Source organism: Nocardioides glacieisoli, from assembly GCF_004137245.1.
GTDB lineage: Bacteria > Actinomycetota > Actinomycetes > Propionibacteriales > Nocardioidaceae > Nocardioides > Nocardioides glacieisoli.
Genome location: NZ_SDWS01000004.1, coordinates 230,622 through 251,153 on the forward strand (window position 1 = coordinate 230,622; position 20,532 = coordinate 251,153).

The 20,532-nt window shown below is 70.5% G+C and carries 25 protein-coding genes; 8 read left to right on the forward strand and 17 right to left on the reverse strand.

All coding sequences use genetic code 11. The features are described from left to right. Genes EUA06_RS10895 through EUA06_RS10905 form a run of 3 tightly spaced genes read right to left on the reverse strand, consistent with a single transcriptional unit; the run spans position 1 to position 1,270 of the window. The gene (locus EUA06_RS10895) at positions 1 to 528 is read right to left on the reverse strand and encodes a hypothetical protein (protein ID WP_129475452.1); all 528 of its coding nucleotides are present in this window, start codon (positions 526 to 528) and stop codon (positions 1 to 3) included. Positions 529 to 533: 5 nt separating this feature from the next. Next, positions 534 to 938 (reverse strand): YjbQ family protein, encoded by a 405-nt coding sequence (locus EUA06_RS10900; protein ID WP_207208308.1) that lies wholly within the window; start codon positions 936 to 938, stop codon positions 534 to 536. Between the two features lie 29 nt (positions 939 to 967). Continuing rightward, a complete protein-coding gene (locus EUA06_RS10905) occupies positions 968 to 1,270 on the reverse strand; it encodes a thiamine-binding protein (RefSeq protein WP_129475456.1) in 303 nt (100 codons plus the stop codon). Positions 1,271 to 1,389: 119 nt separating this feature from the next. Here EUA06_RS10905 and EUA06_RS10910 point away from each other — a divergent pair, with 119 nt between their 5' ends. Continuing rightward, positions 1,390 to 2,226 carry an alpha/beta fold hydrolase gene (locus EUA06_RS10910; protein ID WP_129475458.1) on the forward strand — a complete coding sequence of 279 codons (837 nt, stop codon included), beginning with the start codon at positions 1,390 to 1,392 and terminating at the stop codon, positions 2,224 to 2,226. Positions 2,227 to 2,286: 60 nt separating this feature from the next. On the opposite strand, the gene EUA06_RS10915 is transcribed toward EUA06_RS10910, so the two are convergent. From EUA06_RS10915 to EUA06_RS10925, 3 genes are read right to left on the reverse strand one after another with little or no spacing between them, the layout of a single operon-like run. After that, positions 2,287 to 2,997 carry a DUF3105 domain-containing protein gene (locus EUA06_RS10915; RefSeq protein ID WP_129475459.1) on the reverse strand — a complete coding sequence of 237 codons (711 nt, stop codon included), beginning with the start codon at positions 2,995 to 2,997 and terminating at the stop codon, positions 2,287 to 2,289. A gap of 24 nt (positions 2,998 to 3,021) precedes the next feature. Further along, entirely contained in the window at positions 3,022 to 3,594 is a 573-nt protein-coding gene (locus EUA06_RS10920; protein WP_129475461.1) for a hypothetical protein, read from the reverse strand. Positions 3,595 to 3,598: 4 nt separating this feature from the next. After that, positions 3,599 to 6,433, reverse strand: coding sequence for an aconitate hydratase (locus EUA06_RS10925; RefSeq protein ID WP_129475463.1), 2,835 nt, complete (start codon positions 6,431 to 6,433; stop codon positions 3,599 to 3,601). Positions 6,434 to 6,585: 152 nt separating this feature from the next. Here EUA06_RS10925 and EUA06_RS10930 point away from each other — a divergent pair, with 152 nt between their 5' ends. Then, positions 6,586 to 7,119: an AAA family ATPase gene (locus EUA06_RS10930; RefSeq protein WP_165354347.1), complete on the forward strand. Its 534-nt coding sequence runs from the start codon at positions 6,586 to 6,588 to the stop codon at positions 7,117 to 7,119. Between the two features lie 54 nt (positions 7,120 to 7,173). Beyond that, the gene (locus EUA06_RS22425; protein ID WP_165354348.1) at positions 7,174 to 7,341 is read left to right on the forward strand and encodes a hypothetical protein; all 168 of its coding nucleotides are present in this window, start codon (positions 7,174 to 7,176) and stop codon (positions 7,339 to 7,341) included. A gap of 9 nt (positions 7,342 to 7,350) precedes the next feature. On the opposite strand, the gene EUA06_RS10935 is transcribed toward EUA06_RS22425, so the two are convergent. Genes EUA06_RS10935 through EUA06_RS10950 form a run of 4 tightly spaced genes read right to left on the reverse strand, consistent with a single transcriptional unit; the run spans position 7,351 to position 12,526 of the window. After that, a complete protein-coding gene (locus tag EUA06_RS10935; RefSeq protein ID WP_129475467.1) occupies positions 7,351 to 7,707 on the reverse strand; it encodes a hypothetical protein in 357 nt (118 codons plus the stop codon). Between the two features lie 18 nt (positions 7,708 to 7,725). Beyond that, on the reverse strand, positions 7,726 to 9,225 hold the full coding sequence (locus EUA06_RS10940) for a hypothetical protein (protein ID WP_129475469.1): 1,500 nt from the start codon (positions 9,223 to 9,225) through the stop codon (positions 7,726 to 7,728). Positions 9,226 to 9,246: 21 nt separating this feature from the next. Beyond that, complete coding sequence (locus EUA06_RS10945) at positions 9,247 to 10,464, reverse strand: class I SAM-dependent RNA methyltransferase (protein ID WP_129475471.1); 1,218 nt, start codon at positions 10,462 to 10,464, stop codon at positions 9,247 to 9,249. Positions 10,465 to 10,471: 7 nt separating this feature from the next. Beyond that, complete coding sequence (locus tag EUA06_RS10950; RefSeq protein WP_129475473.1) at positions 10,472 to 12,526, reverse strand: APC family permease; 2,055 nt, start codon at positions 12,524 to 12,526, stop codon at positions 10,472 to 10,474. 56 nt (positions 12,527 to 12,582) lie between these two features. On the opposite strand from EUA06_RS10950, the gene EUA06_RS10955 reads away from it, so the two are divergent. Continuing rightward, a complete protein-coding gene (locus EUA06_RS10955; RefSeq protein WP_129475475.1) occupies positions 12,583 to 13,245 on the forward strand; it encodes a potassium channel family protein in 663 nt (220 codons plus the stop codon). A gap of 42 nt (positions 13,246 to 13,287) precedes the next feature. Then, positions 13,288 to 13,959 (forward strand): potassium channel family protein, encoded by a 672-nt coding sequence (locus tag EUA06_RS10960; RefSeq protein ID WP_129475477.1) that lies wholly within the window; start codon positions 13,288 to 13,290, stop codon positions 13,957 to 13,959. 6 nt (positions 13,960 to 13,965) lie between these two features. Here the strand turns inward: EUA06_RS10960 and EUA06_RS10965 are convergent, their stop codons facing one another. The 4 genes from EUA06_RS10965 to dut are packed head-to-tail and all read right to left on the reverse strand — an operon-like array spanning position 13,966 to position 16,176. Then, on the reverse strand, positions 13,966 to 14,700 hold the full coding sequence (locus EUA06_RS10965; RefSeq protein ID WP_242498089.1) for a DUF3159 domain-containing protein: 735 nt from the start codon (positions 14,698 to 14,700) through the stop codon (positions 13,966 to 13,968). Further along, positions 14,697 to 15,059 (reverse strand): OB-fold nucleic acid binding domain-containing protein, encoded by a 363-nt coding sequence (locus EUA06_RS10970; RefSeq protein WP_129475479.1) that lies wholly within the window; start codon positions 15,057 to 15,059, stop codon positions 14,697 to 14,699. Before EUA06_RS10970 ends, EUA06_RS10965 begins: the two co-directional genes overlap by 4 nt. Before the next feature lie 3 nt (positions 15,060 to 15,062). Beyond that, positions 15,063 to 15,710 carry a DUF3710 domain-containing protein gene (locus tag EUA06_RS10975; protein ID WP_129475481.1) on the reverse strand — a complete coding sequence of 216 codons (648 nt, stop codon included), beginning with the start codon at positions 15,708 to 15,710 and terminating at the stop codon, positions 15,063 to 15,065. 28 nt (positions 15,711 to 15,738) lie between these two features. Continuing rightward, positions 15,739 to 16,176, reverse strand: coding sequence for a dUTP diphosphatase (gene dut, locus EUA06_RS10980; protein WP_422879750.1), 438 nt, complete (start codon positions 16,174 to 16,176; stop codon positions 15,739 to 15,741). Positions 16,177 to 16,271: 95 nt separating this feature from the next. Here dut and EUA06_RS10985 point away from each other — a divergent pair, with 95 nt between their 5' ends. The 3 genes from EUA06_RS10985 (at position 16,272) to EUA06_RS10995 (ending at position 18,031) form a co-directional block, all read left to right on the forward strand. Then, positions 16,272 to 16,730: a DUF3093 domain-containing protein gene (locus EUA06_RS10985; RefSeq protein WP_242498090.1), complete on the forward strand. Its 459-nt coding sequence runs from the start codon at positions 16,272 to 16,274 to the stop codon at positions 16,728 to 16,730. 10 nt (positions 16,731 to 16,740) lie between these two features. Continuing rightward, a complete protein-coding gene (locus EUA06_RS10990; RefSeq protein ID WP_129475486.1) occupies positions 16,741 to 17,070 on the forward strand; it encodes a DUF4235 domain-containing protein in 330 nt (109 codons plus the stop codon). A gap of 358 nt (positions 17,071 to 17,428) precedes the next feature. Beyond that, complete coding sequence (locus tag EUA06_RS10995; RefSeq protein WP_129475488.1) at positions 17,429 to 18,031, forward strand: helix-turn-helix domain-containing protein; 603 nt, start codon at positions 17,429 to 17,431, stop codon at positions 18,029 to 18,031. Positions 18,032 to 18,080: 49 nt separating this feature from the next. Here EUA06_RS10995 and EUA06_RS11000 read toward each other — a convergent pair whose 3' ends face one another. The 3 genes from EUA06_RS11000 to EUA06_RS11010 form a co-directional block, all read right to left on the reverse strand. Then, positions 18,081 to 18,371, reverse strand: a complete 291-nt coding sequence (locus EUA06_RS11000) for a DUF4193 domain-containing protein (RefSeq protein ID WP_056600397.1) — start codon at positions 18,369 to 18,371, stop codon at positions 18,081 to 18,083. Between the two features lie 217 nt (positions 18,372 to 18,588). Next, positions 18,589 to 19,401, reverse strand: coding sequence for an inositol monophosphatase family protein (locus EUA06_RS11005; RefSeq protein WP_242498091.1), 813 nt, complete (start codon positions 19,399 to 19,401; stop codon positions 18,589 to 18,591). Then, positions 19,398 to 20,522, reverse strand: a complete 1,125-nt coding sequence (locus EUA06_RS11010; RefSeq protein ID WP_129475490.1) for a ferrochelatase — start codon at positions 20,520 to 20,522, stop codon at positions 19,398 to 19,400. Before EUA06_RS11010 ends, EUA06_RS11005 begins: the two co-directional genes overlap by 4 nt. Between the last annotated feature and the right edge of the window lie 10 nt (positions 20,523 to 20,532).

A 20,532-nucleotide genomic window follows, 5' to 3' on the forward strand; every position in this document is an offset into this window, starting at 1 on the left:
CTAGCCCGCCACCCGCTCGCGCAGGCCCGCGGCGAGACCGATGATCGACAGCGCGTCGAACAGTCCACCTGCCGCCTCGGCGAGCCGCCGGTGCCGCACCGGCCCGAGCCGCAGCCTCAGGTGGACCCGCGTGCCGCCCGTCCCGACAGGCGCCAGGTGCAGGCACCAGGTCAGGTCGGTGCGGCCGCGCCGCGAGGTGTAGAGGAGGTGGCGGGGGTGCTCGATCCCGGCCAGCGTGAACGTCGCGTCGGCACCGCCCCAGTCGGGGATCACGTCGCCGACGTCGTGCGCGAGCCAGCGCGGCTCGAGGCGTCGCAGCGCCCGGCGCGACGGCGGGACGAACCGCTCGACGGAGACCGGGAGGTACCACCCCGCACGCCGCTTGCCGAGCTGCACCAGCCACGGCCACACCACGTCGGGCGGGGCCGGCACGTCGAAGCCGCGGTCCATCACGACGTCGGCGTCGACGAGGTCGTCGCCGGGCAGGGGCGTACGCCGTTCGGCCGGGGTCGCTCTCGCCAGGTCCACCGGCGTCAGCCCGCCAGGAAGGACCAGCGAACCTCGCGGCTGGCGTTGTCGACGTTGAGGTCCACCAGGCAGATGCTCTGCCACGTGCCGAGCGCCAGCCGACCGGCGAGCACCGGCACGGTGCAGTGCGGCGGCACGATCGCCGGCATCACGTGCGAGCGACCGTGGCCGGGTGATCCGTGGCGGTGCCGCCAGCGGTCGTCGGCGGGCAGCAGGTCGCCCAGGGCGGCGAGCAGGTCGTCGTCGGAGCCTGCCCCGGTCTCGATGATCGCCAGCCCCGCGGTCGCGTGGGGAACGAACACGTGCAGCAGCCCGTCCCCGCGGTCGGCCACGAAGTCGGCGGCCTCCTCCGTCAGGTCGAGCACCACCTCCTCGCCGCCGGTGCGGTAGGTGCGCGTCTCGGAGTCCATGCGCGCCACGCTAGCCCGCTCCGAAGCGATCAGTCCTCGGCGAGTGCCTGCTCGATGCGCTCGACCTTGGCCGTGAGCTGGCCCGTGAAACCCGGCCGGATGTCGGCCTTGAGCACGAGGCCGACGCGCGGCGACACCTGGGCCACCGCGTCGACGGCCTGCTTCACGACGGCCATCACCTCGTCCCACTCCCCCTCGATCGTGGTGAACATCGAGGTGGTCTCGTGGGGCAGCCCGGACGCACGGACGACGCGTACGGCCTCGGCGACGGCCTCGGTGACGGACCCGGTCGGGTCGCTGGACATGGGCGAGATCGAGAAGGCGGCGAGCATGGTGGGGAGGTTATCGGGACGGCCACCCCGGCGGGTGGGACGACCCATCCGGCGGCGTGCCTACGGTCGAAGTACCAGTCGAACGGTCTCCACAAGAGGCCCCATGAAGGGATCACCGCGTGCCTGACGTCACCGCAAGCTCCGGCCTGCTGAGCTCCACCAAGGTCCACGTCGAGGACTCCGGCGGCTCCGGCCGTCCCGTCGTCCTCATCCACGGATGGCCGCTGTCCGGTGAGTCGTGGAGCGAGCAGGTCGGGCCGCTGAGCGCCGCCGGCCACCGCGTCGTCGCCTACGACCGCCGCGGCTTCGGTCGCAGCGACAAGCCCTCCAAGGGCTACGACTACGACACGCTCGCCGACGACCTCGACGGCGTGCTCAAGGAGCTCGACCTGACCGACGTGACGCTCGTCGGGTTCTCGATGGGCGGTGGCGAGGTGGCTCGCTACATCGCCCGCCACGGCGAGGACCGGATCCACTCCGTGGTCTTCGCGGCCGCCGTGCCGCCCTACCTGCTGAAGTCCGACGACAACCCGGACGGGCCGCTGACCGAGGAGGCGGCTGCCGAGATGACGAAGGGGCTGGAGTCCGACCGGACGACCTTCTTCGACGGCTTCACGCAGGACTTCTTCTCCGCCAAGGGCGAGCTCAAGGTCACCGAGGAGCAACGCCAGGAGGCGATCGTCCTGTGCCACCAGAGTGACCAGACGGCCGCGCTCGGCTGCATGGAGGCCTTCGGCACGACGGACTTCCGCGACGACCTCGCCAAGGTCACCGTCCCGACGCTCGTCATCCACGGCGACAGCGACGCCACGGTCCCGTTCGAGGGATCGGGCAAGCGCACCCACGAGGCGATCGCCGGCTCCGAGCTGGTGGTCGTCCAGGACGCGCCCCACGGCTTCAACGTGAGCCACGCCGACGAGTTCAACCGGGCGCTGCTCAGCTTCCTGCAGCACTGATCCGACGACATCGTGGAGGATCCGAGCCGCATCCCGGCACGGATCCTCCACGGTCTCGTTTCAGGCGTTGACGCCTTCTCCCGGCAGCGCGCCGGTGGGGTCGGGGGTGCCGCCCTGGCAGCTCACCCCGAACTCCGGCGCGGTGTGCCCGTCGCCGTACTCCTCCAGGAACAGCCCGAGCCGTTCGTCGTCCGCCCCGTCGAGCTGGAGCTGCGCACCCCAGACGGTGACGACGACCGGTGAAGGCAGATCCGAGCGCGGCGACATGATCCCGTTGTCGGGCAGCTGTGTGGCGAGCTCCTCGACGTCGTCCGCGGACAGATCGGGGTCGTGGGTGATCCACACGGTGCCGTGCTCGAGGTCGTGGACCGCGTTCTCGTCCCGCACCGGCTCGTCGTACACGCCGCAGTCGAGCCAGATCGGCGCGTGCGCGCCACCCGCCGGCGGGTTCTGCGGATAGGTCACGTCGTCCGTCGTGTGCGCACGGTCCGTGATGTCCCACGTCTCGACCAGGGTCAGGTCGAGCGCCCGCTGCACCTCCTCCTCGCCGCGCAGTGCCTGGTCGACGAGCGGTGCGGCCAGCGCCGCCCCGAGCACCAGCACGGCACCGACAGTGGCCAGCACGAGCGGCAGCCGGCTCGAGCGCTGCTCCTCGACCACGGGCGCCGGCTCGTACGACATCGCGGCGGGTGCCTGGTCGGGCGACTCGCTCGGCGGCAGGTCAGGCGATGCGTGCGGCGCGGGATCGGGCGTCTGGTCGGCGTCGCTCACCGCGTCAGGCTACCGGCGCAGTCCTCAGGCCAGCGCAGCCCGTACGACGTCCGCGCGGGCGTCGTACTCGTCCTGCGGGACGTTCGGGAGCATGTCCGCCCAGACGGGCAGGTTCGAGCCGCGCAGCTGGAGCACGCCGAGGGGACGGGCGAGCAGGGTCACCGAGAGGTGGCCGGTGCCGTTCTCCCACTTGTTGACGTGCACGTTCCCGACACCGTCGAGGGCGCGCAGGGCGCCGTAGGTGCGACCGATCAGCCGGCCCAGCTCGACGTGCCCGTCGTCGTCGAGGTCGTCGAGCACCTCGTGGGTGCGGGACACGATGTTGGCCACGAACGGCAGCGACGTGCGCGCCGGGCGGATCACCGCCAGGCGCTCGCCGGTGTGCAGGACCAGGTCGTCGCGACCGAGCGCCACACAGGTCTTGCACTCCTCCGGAGGCTTGCGGCGGTCGGGCTCCGGGTCGGCGTACTCGACCAGCGGACGCACCCGCAGGCCGTCACGGTCGAACGGGAAGACCTCCCAGTCGACCATCCCGCCGAGCGGGAGGCGGCCGTCGTCGCCGACGGCCGCCACCGCGCGCTCGAGGAACTCGCGCAAGGCCTCAGCCCCGCAGCAGGTTGCGCAGGACGTACTGCATGATCCCGCCGTTGCGGTAGTAGTTCGCCTCGCCCGGGGTGTCGATGCGGACCGTCGCCTCGAACTCGCTCGTCTCGCCGTGCGCCATGTCGGTGCCGGGAGCGGGCTCGACCTTGACCGTGACGGTCTTCGGGGTCGTGCCGTCGTTGAGCTCGGTGATCCCGCTGATGCTGATGATCTCCGCGCCGGTGAGGCCGAGGTCGTCAGCCGTCTTGCCGTCGGGGAACTGCAGCGGGATGACGCCCATGCCGATGAGGTTCGAGCGGTGGATGCGCTCGTAGGACTCGGCGATGACGGCCTTGACGCCCAGGAGGGCCGTGCCCTTGGCCGCCCAGTCGCGCGACGAGCCCGAGCCGTACTCCTTGCCCGCGAGCACGACCAGCGGCGTGCCGGCCTCCTGGTAGCTCGCGCTCGCCTCGTAGACGCTGGTGACCTCGCCGTCCTTCGTGAAGTCCTTGGTCACACCGCCCTCGGTGCCCGGCGCGAGTTGGTTGCGCAGGCGGATGTTGGCGAACGTGCCGCGGATCATGACCTCGTGATTGCCGCGGCGCGAGCCGTAGGAGTTGAAGTCGCGCTGCTCGACGCCGTGCTCGGCGAGGTAGTGGCCGGCCGGGCTGTCCTTCTTGATCGCGCCGGCCGGGCTGATGTGGTCGGTCGTGACCGAGTCACCCAGCTTGAGCAGCACGCGGGCGCCGACGATGTCGGTGACCGCCTCCGGCTCGTCGGGCATGCCGTCGAAGTAGGGAGGACGGCGGACGTAGGTCGAGTCCTCGTCCCACTCGAAGGTGTTGCCCTCCGGGGTGGGGAGCGACTGCCAGCGCTCGTCGCCCTTGAAGACGTCGGCGTAGGACTCGCCGAACATGTCGGAGGTGATCGCGCTCGCGATCGTCTCCTCGATCTCTTGCGGGCTCGGCCAGATGTCCTCAAGGAACACGTCGTTGCCGTCCTGGTCCTGGCCCAGCGGGTCGCCGAACAGGTCGACGTCCATGGAGCCGGCCAGGGCGTAGGCCACGACGAGCGGCGGGGACGCGAGGTAGTTCATCTTCACGTCGGGGTTGATCCGGCCCTCGAAGTTGCGGTTGCCCGACAGCACCGAGACGACCGCCAGATCGGCCTCGTTGACGGCCGCGGACACCTCGGGGATGAGGGGGCCGGAGTTGCCGATGCAGGTCGTGCAGCCGTAGCCGACGAGGTTGAAGCCGAGCTTGTCGAGGTACGGCGTGAGGCCGGAGCGGTCGTAGTAGTCCGAGACGACCTTGGAGCCCGGTGCGAGCGAGGTCTTGACCCACGGCTTGCGGGTCAGGCCCTTCTCGACGGCCTTCTTGGCCAGCAGGGCGGCACCGATCATCACGCTCGGGTTCGAGGTGTTGGTGCACGAGGTGATCGCGGCGATCACGACGGCGCCGTGGTCGATCTCGACCTCCTGGCCGTCGAGCGAGATCTTCGTCTTCTTCATCGGACGACCGGCGTCGTGCGGCGCGTCGGCGTGCACGGGCTTGCCGTTGCCGCCCTCGTGGCTCGGCGAGTCGGAGGCCGGGAAGGACTCCTCGACCGCCTCGTCGTAGCCCGAGGCCTTGGCGGCGTCGTCGGGGTCGCTGTCGCCCTCGTCGACGTAGTCCTTCAGTGCCGCCCGGAAGGAGTCCTTCGCGGCCGAGACCTCGACACGGTCCTGCGGACGCTTCGGGCCGGCGAGCGACGGCACCACGGTGGAGACGTCGAGCTCGAGCCGCTCGCTGTAGCGGGGCTCGGCGCTCGGGTCGTGCCACAGCCCCTGCTCCTTGGCGTACGCCTCGACGAGAGCGAGCTGCTCGTCGGTGCGGCCGGTGAGGCGGAGGTAGTCGATGGTCTGGTCGTCGATCGGGAAAACGGCGATCGTGGAGCCGAACTCCGGGCTCATGTTGCCGATCGTGGCGCGGTTGGCGAGCGGCAGCGCGGAGACGCCCTCGCCGTAGAACTCGACGAACTTGCCGACCACGCCGTGCTCGCGGAGCATCTCGGTGATGGTGAGCACCAGGTCGGTCGCGGTCGAGCCGGCAGGCAGCTCGCCGGACAGCTTGAAGCCGACCACCCGCGGGATGAGCATGGAGACCGGCTGGCCGAGCATCGCGGCCTCGGCCTCGATGCCGCCGACGCCCCAGCCGACCACGCCGATGCCGTTGACCATCGTGGTGTGGGAGTCGGTGCCGACGCAGGTGTCGGGGTAGGCCACGCCGTCGCGCACCATCACGACGCGCGCGAGGTGCTCGATGTTGACCTGGTGCACAATGCCGGTGCCGGGCGGGACGACCTTGAAGTCGTCGAACGCGCCCTGGCCCCAGCGCAGGAACTGGTAGCGCTCGCGGTTGCGCTCGTACTCGATCTCGACGTTGCGCTCGAACGCGTCGGCGGAGCCGAACACGTCGGCGATCACCGAGTGGTCGATGACCATCTCGGCCGGGGCGAGCGGGTTGATCTTGGTCGCGTCGCCGCCGAGCTCGGCCATCGCCTCGCGCATGGTGGCGAGGTCGACGACGCAGGGCACGCCGGTGAAGTCCTGCATGATCACGCGCGCCGGCGTGAACTGGATCTCCTGGTCGGGAGCGGCGCTCGCGTCCCAGCCGGCGATCGCCTTGATGTGGTCCTCGGTGATGTCCGCGCCGTCCTCGGTGCGGAGCAGGTTCTCCAGCAGCACCTTCAGCGAGAAGGGCAAGCTCTCGACGTCGAGGCCCTCACCCTTCACCGCATCGAGGCGGTAGATCTCGTAGGACTGTCCGTCCACGTCCAGGGTGCCCTTGGCACCGAAGCTGTCCTGACTGGCCATCAGCCACATCTCCTCGGGGAGTTCGCGGGTTCACCACCATCTTGCCGTCGCCCCCACGGGGGCGGGAAGACAGGCAACCCTTACTTCTGACAAGTATTATCTTGACGTCAAGATATCACAGAGGTCCCGCCCTCTCCGTTAGCCTCCCCCGCGTGCCGACCCTCCTCCACCTCAACGGTCCTTCGGGCGTCGGCAAGTCGACGCTCGCCCGCGAGCACGCAGCCGCCCACCCCGGGACGCTGGTCTGCGACATCGATGACCTGCGGTCGTCGGTGTCGGGGTGGGAGGACGACTTCGTCGGCACCGGCGAGGCCGTTCGGCATACCGCGCTCGCGCTGATGACGGCCTACCTGCGCACCGGTCGCGACGTGGTCCTCCCCCAGCTCATCGTCACGCCGAGCCAGGCCGAGAGGTTCGAGGCGGCCGCTGCCGAGGCGGGAGCGACGTACGTCGGTGTCGTCCTCGACGTGGCGCCCGACGTCCTCCTCGATCGGCTGCACCAGCGCACCGAGACACCCGTCACCGCGGTGATCTCGCGGATCATCGAGGAGCGCGGCGGCGACCCGCTGGTCCTCGAGGGGCGGCAGCAGCTGCTCGACCTCGCGCCGGAGCACGGCTGGACGGTGGTCGACGCCACCGACCGATCGGCAGCGCTCGCGGCGTTGGCGGCGCTCGCGACGCGCTGACCACGATCCCCGCGGTCCTCTACGCTGGTGGTCCACGTCCGAGGGGAGTTCGGGATGTCCGACGGAGTTCAGATCTTGCTGTTCTGCCTGGGGTTGACAGCGCTGGTCGCGCTGGTGGTCGGCCCGCTGATGTACTTCAGCCGCAACGCCAAGGGCAAGGGACGGGGCCGCAGCAACGTGAGCGTGTCGGACTCGATGAACGACATCAACAACGCTCTCTGACCCACTGACCTACTCGATCCCGGCCATCTGGTCGAGGCGCTGCAGCAGGTCGTGCGCCGCGAGCTCGACCTTCTTGTGCCGCCACTCCGCGGCACGGTAGACGCACGCGATCAGGCCGCTGCGGTGCACCCGGCGCAGGTCGCCGTACACGAACGCGTGGCGTGCCTTGGTGCCGTCGTTCGCGCCCTCGGTGAGGCCGAGGTGCCATGCGGCGTAGTCCTCGAAGGGGTGCTTCTCGAGGTAGGCGTTCTCCGCCTCCGCGTGGGGCTGGACCTCGCCCCAGTCGCTGTCGAGGACGTACTGCCGAGCGTCGATCAGCCGGCGTGCGTGGGCGACGGCGTCCTGGTTGACCTCGTAGGTGGCCATGTCCCCACCCTGCCAGAATCAGAAACCGAGCAGCTTTCCGAACGCTGAGAAGAAGGCACCGAAGGCGCGCGCGAGCGGGTTGCGGGGACCCTCCGAGCTGGCTTTTTGCCAATAGAGCGGGTGGGAGCCGGTGAACTCGTCGTCGACCAGTGGCGTCCTGCCCCACAAGTAGGGCCAGAACACCTCGGTCCGGTTGACGCCCACGTGCAGCCGGGAGTCGAAGCCCATCAAGAGGTGCTGCTCCATCCGGGTGGTGCCACCGAAAGGGTTCGTCGCCACCACGTCGCCATGTCCTTGGACGACAAGGCTGCCGGTGCCGGTGAACAGGATGTAACGCACCTGCCAAGTGGCGAATGCCTGTATCCCCCAGCGCCACCGCGTCTCGAGGCGGGGCGAGCCGACGACGCCCACCACATGCCGCGGACGCATCACAAGACCGGGGTGATCGGTGAAGTCGATACGCATCAGGTATGAGTCGGGATCGTTCGGTGTGGACAGAGTCGCGGCGGTGACGCGCTCGTCGCCCGTGACGCGGCTCAGGCCGTACAGCCCGGCAGCGAAGCTGACGAACGGAGACGACCAGTCGTAGAGCAAGTGGCTGCGGATTCGGCCCTGCACTGGCCGCACGTGCTCCGACCGCGCGGCCAACACCTCGCCGGGGCCGAGCTCCACTGTCAGTGTCCGCTCGGCTGGCACGCTACGGACTGCCCCCTCTTCGCCCATCGCACCGGCCAGGTGCATCCGCCGGTGTATGCGATGAACCAGAGGCATCAGGACGAAATAACTGACGATTCTCCCGACAGGCGGCAGCACCAGCACGAGGAGCGCGACGGCGGCCAGCCAGCGCCAGGACCGCGCCCACTGGTCGACGACCCAGCCGACGCCTGACCCTTGGGCTTGCTCCAAGCTGCGCTCCTCCGCCTGCTTCTGGGCTAGCTCCGACTCGGCGGCTTCAATCTCTCTCTCGGAGGAGGCAAAGGTGCCGTCCGCGCCGACCTGTTCGAGCTTCTGTTGAGGCGTCAGGTCTGGGTCGCGCAGAACCGATGCCGTGGCCTCGGCCTGGTCGAGGCTCGACTCGAGAGTCGCGAGCGTCTCCTGAGCCGACGCGGCAGCCTGCTCCTTGAGGTCGCACGTATTGGGCACCAGGGGCAGGTTCTCCACCGCATCCCGTATGGCACCGCACTCCTCGCTCTCCGCCACCTTCTCTGCAACCTCGGCCCGCTGGTCCGTCACCCGGTCGCCGAGCCCCTCGACCTCGTCATCGATGCTGCCCAATCGCGAAGCGACCTCCCCGCGCTGCGCTTGCGCGACGTCCGCACGCAGCCGGCCGAGATCTTCCTCGAGGGCGGCTCGATCCTTGCCCACTTGCTGAAGGCGCTCGCGATCGGTCACCGCGTCCTTGACCGCTGGGACAGCGGCTTGGACGAGCAGGAGTCCCACGAACATGGCCAGCACCACAGCAAGGAGGGCACCCACCTTCTTCAGGACGAAGCGCAGAACCGCCGAGATGAGACCCACGGGCGCGATCGTAGTTCTGACTTACGACATTGCGGGCCGGATTCGCTCGAGGAGCGCCACGCACTCGACGTGGTGGGTCATCGGGAAGAGGTCGAAGGCGCGGATCGCGGTGAGCTCGTAGCCGTGCTCGGCGAAGATCGCTACGTCGCGGGCGAGCGCAGCGGGGTCGCAGGCGACGTACGCCACCGCGCGGGGGCGCCGGTCGACGACCTGCTCCACGACCGCGCGCTTGGCACCCTCGCGAGGCGGGTCGAGGACGACGAGGTCGAAGGGCTCGTCCAGCCCTGAGCGGAGGACGCGGTCGGTGGGGCCGCACTCGACGGTGGCGCTCCTCAACGCAGCGAGGTTGCCGCGGGCGTGCTGGCAGGCCGCCCGGTCGGCCTCGACCGCCACCACGCGCGCGCCGGTCACCTCGCCGACGAACCGCGCGAACAGGCCCACCCCGGCGTAGAGGTCGAGGGTCCGCTCCTCCGGCGCCGGCGCGAGCAGGTCCAGGACGGCCTCGACGAGCACCCGCGGAGCCTCGGGGTGGACCTGCCAGAAACCGTCGGCCGCGACGCTGAAGGGATGCACCTGCCCGGACGCGGTCACCTCATGGGTGACGGGGCCTCCTCGTGACAGGTGCTCGTCGCCTTCCTCGACCGACGCGTCCGTCGGGCGCGCGCCGTCGGCGGCGATCAGGCAGTCGTCGACGGGCACCAGGTCGTGGGAGCGGTGCTGGCGCATGGCGGGGCGGCCGTCGGGGGTCATCGCGTAGCGCTGCCGCGTGCGCCAGCGCAGCCCGTCGTCGTCGCGGCCGGGCACCGGCACGGCCTCCACCTGCAGCCCGGAGACGAGGTCGGAGCCAGGCTCGAGGCGGCCGAGCCGCACGAGCTGCTCGCGCACGACCGCAGTCTTCAGGCCGCGCTGGGCGGGCACCGTGACGTGCTGGAAGTCGCAGCCCCCGCACAGACCGGGACCGGCGTACGGGCAGGGCGCGTCGACTCGGTCGGGCGAGGCCTGCACGACCGACACGGCGTCGCCGCGCCAGAACCGGTCTCCGTCCGTGCCCTCGGTGATCTCGACGACGACCCGCTCGCCGGGCAGCGCATGGCGCACGAACACCACCCGCGCCTCCGGCTCGGGGAGGCGTACGACGCAGTGGCCACCGTGGGCGATCGCACCGACCTCGGCCTCGAAGCGCTCCCCGACCCGCGAGCGTCCGCGGGGCTTGCGGACCCGGGTCGTACGTCGACTCATCCGGCCCTCACAGGTCGTCGATCTGGCCGGGGCGGCTGTTGCGCGACGTGACGCGTCCGCGGCGCAGGTCACCGGCGTGCACCCGTTCCTCGTCGCGTCGCTCGCGCTCCTGGGCGACCTGCGAGGACCGCAGCTGGTAGGGCACGGAGATGACCATGACGCCGGGGGTGAAGAGGAGGCGGCCCTTGAGGCGCAGCGCCGTCTGGTTGTGCAGCAGCTGCTCCCACCAGCGGCCGACGACGTACTCCGGGATGTAGACCGCGACGACGCCGCGCGGGCTGGCCCGGCGGATCTCCTGGGTGTACTCGACGATCGGCCGGACGACCTCGCGGTAGGGCGAGTGGAGCACCTTGAGCGGGATGTCGAGTCGTCGTTCGTCCCAGTCCTCGAGGAGCCGGTTGGTGGCCTTGGGGTCGATGCTGACGTAGATCGCCTCGAGCACGTTGGGGCGGGTCGCGCGGGCGAAGGCGAGAGCGCGCAGGGTGGGCTTGTGCAGCTTGGACGCCAGCACGATCGCGTGCACGCGGGTCGGCATCACCTTGTCCTGCTCGTCGGCCGCCAGCTCGAGCTCGACGCGGGCGTAGTGACGACCGATCGCCCGCATCACCAGGAAGAAGAAGCCCATCGCGAGGATCGTGATCCAGGCGCCTGCGAGGAACTTGGTGATCAGCACGATCACCAGCACCACGGCTGTCATGCCCAGGCCGAAGGTGTTGATCGCTCGCGAGCGCAGCATCCGGCGGCGGGCCGCCGGGTCGGTCTCGGTCCTGAGGTGACGGGTCCAGTGGCGGATCATGCCGAGCTGGCTGAGGTTGAAGGACACGAAGACGCCGACGATGTAGAGCTGGATCAGCTTGGTCGTCTCGGCGTCGAAGACCCAGATCAGCAGCATCGACAGGGCCGCCAGGAAGACGATGCCGTTGCTGTAGGCGAGCCGGTCGCCGCGCGACCCGAGGGACCGGGGCGCCAACCCGTCCTGGGCGAGGATCGAGCCGAGCACGGGGAAGCCGTTGAAGGCGGTGTTCGCCGCGAGCACCAGGATGATGCCGGTGACGGTGATGACGAAGTAGAAGCCCGGCGAGAAGTGGTCGAACACGCCCGCCGCGATCTGGGCGATCACCGGGTGCTGGTCGTAGTCCGCGGGGACCGCGCCTCCCCCGGCGCTGCGCAGCCGGTCCAGCTCGTGGGGATCGACGTAGCGGATCGTCATCTGCTTGGCGAGCACGATGACGCTCATCATCATCGTGATGGCGATCAGGGCCAGCAGCAGGAGGGTCGTCGCCGCGTTGCGGCTCTTGGGTTTGCGGAACGCGGGGACGCCGTTGCTGATCGCCTCGACGCCGGTCAGTGCCGCACAACCCGAGGAGAAGGCCCGCGCGAGCAGGAACATCAGTCCGACCTGCGTCAGGGGCTCCTCCCAACCCGGCGAGGGCTGGATCGTCAGCCCGGCGCTCTCCGCGTCGGGGAGGTCACCGACCAGCAGGCGCAGCAGGCCGTAGCCGCACATGCCGAGGATCGCGACCATGAAGAGGTAGGTCGGCACGGCGAAGAATCCGCCCGACTCCCTCACGCCGCGCAGGTTCATCGCGGTGAGGATCGCCACGGCGACCACGCCGACCGTCGCCTCGTGGTCGATGAGCGGCGGGATCGCGCCAGCGGCGTACTGGGCGGCGGACGAGATCGACACCGCCACCGTCAGGACGTAGTCGACGATCAGCGCGCTGGCCACCGTGATCCCGGCGTTGCGGCCGAGGTTGACGGTCGCGACCTCGTAGTCGCCGCCACCCGACGGGTAGGCGTGCACGGTCTGGCGGTAGCTCGCGACGACGGTGAGCATCACCAGTGCCACCACGAGGCCGATCTTCCACGACCAGACGTAGGTGGACGTGCCCGCGATCGCCAGCATGATGAAGATCTCGTCCGGGGCGTACGCCACCGACGACAGCGCGTCGCTGGCGAACACGGGTAGGGCGATGCGCTTCGGCAGCAGCGTCTCTCCGAGCTGGCTGCTGCGGAGCTTGCGGCCCAGCAGGATCCGCTTGGACACGTCGCCGACACTCACAGGCGGGAAGCCTAGACCCGCGCGCGCCCGAAACCACGCTGGGCTACGGTTCGGGGGTGCACGTCGTGATCATGGGTTGTGGCCGCGTCGGTTCGACGCTCGCCCGCAGCCTCGAGGACCGCAACCACACCGTGTCGATCATCGACAGCGAGCCCGACTCGTTCCGACGGCTCGGCCCGGAGTTCAACGGCGACAAGATCACCGGCTACGGCTTCGACCAGCAGGTGCTCGAGAAGGCCGGCATCCGCCGTGCCGACGCCTTCGCGGCGGTCTCGAGCGGAGACAACTCCAACATCATCGCCGCGCGGGTCGCGCGGGAGACGTTCGGGATCCAGCAGGTCGTCGCCCGCATCTACGACCCCGGTCGGGCCGAGGTCTACCAGCGCCTCGGCATCACGACGGTCGCGACGGTGAAGTGGACGGCCGACCAGGTGCTGCGCCGGATCCTCCCGGCCGGTGCCGAGCCCGACTTCCGCGACCCGTCAGGCACCATCCGCGTCGACCACGTCCAGGTGCCCGAGGAGTGGATCGGCAACCGCACGGTCGAGTTCCAGATGCAGTCCCGCAGCCGGATCGCGTGGATCGACCGCCTCGGCGAGGGCATGCTGCCGACCCGCGAGACGGTCCTCCAGGAGGGCGACATGCTGCACCTCGTGATGCGCGAGGAGCACGCCGCGCACGCCTACTCGGTGCTCGACTCCGGGCCCGAGGACGACTGACCGTGATCGAGAGCCCCACCGGAACACAGGAGCACTGCTGACATGCGCGTCGCCATCGCCGGAGCCGGAGCCGTGGGTCGCTCGATCGCGCGCGAGCTGATCGACAACGGCCACCAGGTCCTGCTCATCGACAAGAACCCGTCCTCGATCCGGCCCGAGCGCGTCCCCAACGCCGAGTGGCTGCTGGCCGACTCGTGCGAGCTGTCGTCGCTGTCCGAGGCCCAGCTGGGCAAGTGCGACGTGGTGATCGCCGCCACCGGGGACGACAAGGCCAACCTGGTCACCTCGCTGCTGGCGAAGACCGAGTTCGGCGTGCCGCGCACCGTCGGCCGGGTCAACCACCCCAACAACGAGTGGCTCTTCACCGAGGCCTGGGGCGTCGACGTCAACGTCTCGACCCCGCGCATCATGTCGGCGCTGGTCGAGGAGGCCGTCTCGATCGGCGACCTGGTGCGGCTCTTCACCTTCCGCCAGGGCAACGCCAACCTCGTCGAGCTCACCCTGTCCGCGGACTCCCCCTTCGTCGGTACGCCGGCCGGGCTGGTGCCGTTCCCCGACAACTGCGCGCTCGTCACGATCCTGCGCGATGGCCAGGTCTACACGCCCGAGGCCGAGCAGCCGCTCGAGTCCGGCGACGAGCTCCTGTTCGTCGTGCCTGCCGAGGTCGAGGCCGAGCTCGAGCGCCTGCTCTCCCCCGGCAGCCACCCGGGCTGATCCGGCTCAGGCCGGAGCGGCGTCGGGCGAGACGGGTGTGCGGTTGCGCGAGAGCAGCCACACCATCGAGCCGAGTGCCGCGAGCTGGAGCGGCCAGCCCAGCACGATCTTCGACACGCCCAGGATCGCCACGGCCGTGTCGGGGTCCATCGACGCCGCGCTGCCGGCGAGCCAGATCGGAGCCTGGATCGCGACGCGCAGCAGGCACGGCGCGACCAGCAGCCAGGTGAGCCGGGTGCAGAGCTTGACGATCTGCTTGTCCTGGTGCCAGGCGGTCGGGTCGCCGGTGATGCTGCCGACCATGAACCCCACCAGCGGCCATCCGATGAGGCAGGTGAACGCCAGCACGACGGCGTACCCGCCGTTGTAGAGGATGCCGGGCAGGAAGTAGGCGAGCGCCTGGTCCTGCTCGGAGCCACCTGCAGCTGCCGAGCGGTGCACGAAGTACCACCCGATCGCGATCCCGAAGAGCGCGTTGACGACGAACTGGACCGTCGAGCGCTGCACCAGACGGACGGCGAGCAGCACCAGCGCCGCTCCCACACTGACCATCAGCGCGAGGTCGAGGTCGCGCTGGGTCAGCCACGTCACGGTGAAGAGGATGGTCGGCACGGCCGCCTCGGCCATGCCACGCCGACCTCCGAGCGCCTTGGAGAGCTGCTGGCGCACGACCGCCTCGACGGTCTCGGTCTCGACCTTCTCCGTGCCGCCCTCCCGGGGCGTGGGGGTCCCCTCCGTCACGGGCGCAGCTCGTAGCGAGGGTTGAACATCAGTGGGACGCCGCCCTGGCGCCCGATGCAGCCCGCCACCGTCACCGAGCGGCCGGGGTCGACCCCGGTGATCCGCCGGCGGCCGAGCCACACGACGGTGATCACGCCGGAGCCGTCGTCGAGGTCGGCCTCGAGGGCCGGGACGCCGCCGCGCGGGCGCAGGGTGACGGTGCGCAGGACGCCGCTGACGACCACCTGCTCGCGCTCGGGGGCGTCGGCGATGGCCACCGCCTCCTCGGTCGCGTAGGACTGGCGCAGGTCGCGCTGGTGCGCCTCACCGCTGTCGGCCCACTTGGACAGCGCCTGCCGCAGCCGGCTCTTCTCCGCCACGGGTCACCGCACCCGGCGGGCGTCGTCCGGCAGCCGGACCGGGAGGGGCTCACCGACGGGCATGGCCTGCTCACCGCGTCGTACGACGACCTGGGCGAGCGCGTCCTCCCACTCCGCGGTGTTGTCGGGGTCGAGCGCCGGACGGCCGAGGAACGAGGCGCGCAGCATCCAGCGGTCACCGTTGATGCCGATGATCCGCGACGGCTGGGTGGCGTCACTGCCGTCGGGGCGCTTCACCGGCATCTGGCACACCAGCTCGGTGCCCCAGCGACCCTCGCGCTCGGTGGTCTGGCCGCCGCGACGCGCCATGTCCTCGGCGATCTGCGGCCGCACGTCGGACCAGAGGTCGCCGTTGCGGGGGGCCGCGAAGGCCTGGAACTCGCACGCTCCGTCCGAACCGGCGAGCATCACCGAACGCACCTGTCCGCTCTGCTCGTCGACCTGGAGCCGCAGCTCTCGGTCGGCGATCGCCGGCACGAGCACGGACCCGAGGTCGGCGCGGTCGATGCCGTCGCCCTCGACCTGCGACACGTCGAAGGGGCCGGTGCGGGGGTCGGGCGTCTCGGCGGCCCCCTCGGTCGGGGTGTCAGCGGTCGCGGTGCCCGCGTCCTCGACGGTGTCGGTGGCCTGTGCCTTGCGGCGGAACTTCACGTCAACATCTCCTTGCTAGCGAACCGGCTCATGGTCGCGCGCCGGTACCTGTAGAACCGTAGCCCCCGGCGCCCCGCACCGAGTCCGGCAGCACCCCCACCTCGACGAACCGGGCGCGCTCGAACTTCTGGATCACCAGCTGGGCGATCCGGTCGCCGCGCGCGAGCGTGACCGACTCGGTCGGGTCGTGGTTGATCAGCAGGACCTTGATCTCGCCGCGGTAGCCCGCGTCGACCGTGCCGGGGCTGTTCACGATCGAGATCCCGTGGCGCGCCGCGAGGCCCGACCGCGGGTGCACGAGCGCGACGTAGCCGTCCGGCAGGGCGATCGACAGCCCCGTCGGCACCATCGCCCGCTCCCCCGGTCCCAGCGTGATGTCCACCGTCGTGTGGAGGTCGGCGCCGGCGTCGCCGGGGTGGGCGTAGGTCGGCAGGGGCAGGTCCGGGTCGAGGCGGACGACGGCGATGTCGAGGTCGCTGTCGAGGTCGCTGTCGAGGTCGCTGTCGAGGTCGCTGTCGGGCACGAGGGAGGAATCTATCGGCCATCTATAGGATCTGGGCCGTGGACTACGCCGAACGCCTCACCGTTCCGCTGCGCTGGTGGGTGCAGGGCACGATGCTGGTGGCCTCGCTGTGGCTCGCGTTCATCGTGGCCGTCCCCGAGCCCCTGGCGTGGTCGATCGCCGCCGGCGCGCTGGTGGCGATGGTGGCGCTCTTCGTGAGCTACGGCCGCCCGCGGGTCGCCGTGGAGAACGGCACCTTCAGCGCCGGTCGCGCCCACATCGGCCTCGAGCACGTCGGCGAGGTGACCGCACTGGACGCCGACGGCGTACGCCGGCAAGCGGGCGTCGACGCGGACGCACGGGCGTATCTCCTGCTGCGTCCCTACCTCAAGCGCGGGGTGCGGGTCGACATCACGGACCCGGCCGACCCGGCGCCGTACTGGCTCGTGAGCTGCCGTCGACCGGAGGCCGTCGTCACGGCCGTCAGGGTGGGCCGGACCGCGGGACGCTCTGGGTAGGGTTGCCGTCATGGCCTCCCAGGAACCCTCGAACAGCAAGTTCTTCTCGGCGTTCTCCCTCGTCGCCGCCGTCGGTGCCGCCGCCGTGGCCAAGAAGGTGCTCACCACCTCGTGGCGCGCAGCGACGGGCAAGAATCCGCCCGCCAACCCCGCCGACCCCGACGTGGGCATGGGCGAGGCGGTCATGTTCGCCGCGGTCAGCGGCACCCTCATCGGAGTGGCCCGGATGCTGGCCGCCCGTCGCGCGGCCGACTACTACGCCAAGTCGACCGGTCACCTGCCGCCGCAGTTGAAGAAGGACGGCCAGGACGCGTCGAAGGCCTCCGCACCCCAGTCCTGAGCCGCCTGCACTGACGCCCGAGGCCCCTCGCCGCTGCGGAGGCGGGCGTCTGCCTGCGTCGTCGTACGCCCCACCACTGTCACCTCCCCGCCGGCACTGGCCAGTGAGTCTCTGAGCGACTCAACACCTGTGCGTGAGGAGCTGCCGCGCTCAGTGGCCCGTGAGTCTCTCAGCGACTCGTTGGCCAGTGCCGAGGCGCGAGCGGGCCCACCGCCGAGACCGGCCCAGGGCGGGCCAGGAACCGTCCACAGGTACCGCACATGCTGTGCGGACGGCTCGATTGTGGATGACCGACCTGCACTGTCCTACCGCCGCTCTGTGATGAAACGGACACGACATCACTCGAAGGGGCAGGCAGATGGTGGGGACGATTCACCCGCTCAGGACGACGGACCTGACGGAGGAGGAACGGGACTGGATGCTGATGGGGCCGTTCGATGGTGGGGTGCCGGGCCTCGTGCGTCGGGTACGTCGCATCCTCGACGTCTCGCAGCGGGGGCTGGCCGCGATCCTCGAGGTCTCCCAGTCGGTCGTCGCACGCTGGGAGACCGGGAGGACCAGTCCGCGAGTCAGCGTCGTCCAGCGGCTGCTCACGCTGGCCGGGATCAGGGTCGAGCTCAGGGACGAGGACACCGGCGAGGAGGTCGGTGCGATGCGGGCCGACGGAGCCCGTAACCGGGGCGGCAACCGGTATCCCGCTCACGTCGACCTCGAGGTGACCGGGTGGTGGGTGCCACGCCAGGACCGGCGGATGACGACGATCGGCTACATCGTGAACCTGAGGCGCTCACGTGAGCTGGGAAGGCCGGCCGTGCACTACCGGGTCTGTCCGCGCTTCAAGGAGATCCAACGGATGCTCTTCGGCACACCGGACGACCACCCGGCCCGCCACCAGCTCCATGCCGAGGCCGAGCACCTCCAGGACCTGCACGATGACCGCAGGCGAGCCCGCACCGCATGAGCAACGCCCGCCCCCCACGAGAGGGACGGGCGCTGTGTGAGACCGCGGATCAGATGCAGTCGCGGCAGATGAGCTTCTTCTCGTCCGCGAGCTGCGAGCGGTGGTGAACCAGGAAGCAGCTCATGCAGGTGAACTCGTCGTCCTGCCGCGGCATGACCTCGACCGCCAGCTCCTCGTGCGAGAGATCGGCGCCGGGCAGCTCGAATGACTCGGCCGCCTCGGTCTCGTCCTCGTCGACCTTGCCGGAGTTCTTGTCGTGACGTCGGGCCTTGAGCTCCTCGATGCTCTCCTCGCTCTGGTCCTCCTCGGACTTGCGCGGCGCGTCGTAGTCGGTGGCCATCGATTCCTCTCCCCATACGGTGGTCCCTGGCCGGCCGGTTCGCGGCGCGGGGGTGGGACCCAGTTGTGCTCGTCGTCGGCGCCAGATTGTGCACCATGGAACAGCCCTGTGGTGAGCCGGTCCGCAACGTGTCGCCTGAACAGTGGAGTACGTCTCCCTATTCCCGCAATCCCGGGCAGGACCAGTCACCTGTTCGAGCGGGTTGCGCAGCGTTGCCTCAGGCGAGGAAGCCGGCGGTCCCGAGGGCCTCGACGAAGCTGTCCCAGCCGTCGGCCGTGGTGCCCACGACGACGTTGCGCAGGTCACCCGAGTCGAGGGGCGCACTGCCGTCGAGGAGGTCGAACCGGCCTCCCGACTCGAGCAGCACGAGCCCGCCCGCCGACCAGTCCCACGGCTTCGGCCCCGCCTCGACGTAGGCGTCCGCGCTGCCGTCGGCGACGTGGCACAGGTCCAGCGCGCACGACCCCATCCGGCGGATGTCGCGGACCTCCGGCAGGAGCCGGGCGACGCAGGCGGCCTGGTGCTCGCGGACGGCCCGCTGGTAGCCGAAGCCCGTGAGGACGAGCCGCTCCTGCAGCGGCGGGGTGGGACGTACGCCGATGGGGCGGCCGCTGCGGGTGGCACCGTGGCCCAGCGCGGCGGCGTACACGACCTCGGACAGGATCCCGACCACGGCACCCGCCACCACCGTGCCGTCGACCTCGGCGGCGACCGAGACCGCGCAGTCGGGCAGGCCGTAGAGGTAGTTCACGGTGCCGTCGATCGGGTCGAGGATCCACCGCACGCCGCTCGTGCCCTCGTGGTCGTCGCCCTCCTCGCCCCGGATCGAGTCGTCCGGCCGGATCTCCAGCAGGCGCTCGCGCAGCAGGTCCTCCGTCGCCCGGTCGGCGCGGGTCACGACGTCGGTCGAGCTGGACTTGGTGTCGGCCACCTCGACGCCGTCGTGCCGCATCCGGCGCGCCAGGGTGGCGGCCTCGCGCCCGACGGTGAGGGCGACCTCGCGCAGCGCCACCGCGCCCCTGTCGCTCACGAGTCGCGCCCGCACAGGGCCGGTCGCGACCCCCGCGGGTTGGGGCAGCAGCCGACGCCACACACGTCCGGTCCGGCCGGCAAGGAGCCCACGGCCACCCGCGCAGGCTGCTCGCCGCGCTCAGCAGCCGCGCGCTCGACGACCAGCTCCCGCACCATCGCCACGAAGCGCGGGTCGGTGCCGGCCGAGTCGGCACGCACCGCCCGGATGCCGACCCGCTTGGCGGTCGCCATCGCCTCGGTGTCGAGGTCGTAGATGACCTCCATGTGGTCGGACACGAACCCGATCGGTACCAGCACGACGTCGGACACGCCGTCCGTGGCCAGCTCCTCGAGGTGGTCGTTGACGTCGGGCTCGAGCCACGGCGTCGACGGGGCCCCGGAGCGCGAGCAGTAGACGAGGTCGTGCCGGTGGCTGCGCCCGGTGACCTTCTTCACCCGGGCCGCGACCTCGTCGGCGGCGCTGCGGTGCTGGCGGACGTACGCCGGACGTGGCTGCCCAGCGGGGTCCTCCGAGCCGCTGCTCTCGCCCATCTCGGTCGGGATGGAGTGCGTGACGAAGACGAGCCGCGCGCGGTCGCCGCGATCGGGCAGCTCGGCCAGCGCGGCGACGACCGCGTCGACGGCAGGCTCGATGAAGCCCGGGTGGTTGTAGTACTGCCGCAGCTTGTCGAGGCGCGGCGCACCCGGGACCTGCTCGACGGCGTCGAAGAGGTTCTCGCGGTACTGCCGGCACGAGGACCACGAGGAGTACGCCGACGTGGCGAAGACCGCGGCCCGGGTGATGCCGTCTTCCTTCATCGTCGCGAGCGTGTCGGCGAGGTAGGGGTCCCAGTTGCGGTTGCCGAAGTAGACCGGCAGGTCGATGCCCTGGTCGGCGAAGTCCTTCTCGAGCGCGGCGATCAGCGCCCGGTTCTGGTCGTTGATCGGGCTACGCCCGCCGAAGAGGAAGTAGTGCTCCCCCACCTGCTCGAGACGCTCGCGCGGGATCCCCCTCCCGCGGGTGACGTTCTCCAGGAACGGCACCACGTCCTCGGGCTTCTCGGGTCCCCCGAAGGAGAGCACCAGCAGTGCGTCGTACGGCCTCACGTCAGTCACATCGGGGGTGCCCGCGGGATTCATGAACTCAGCG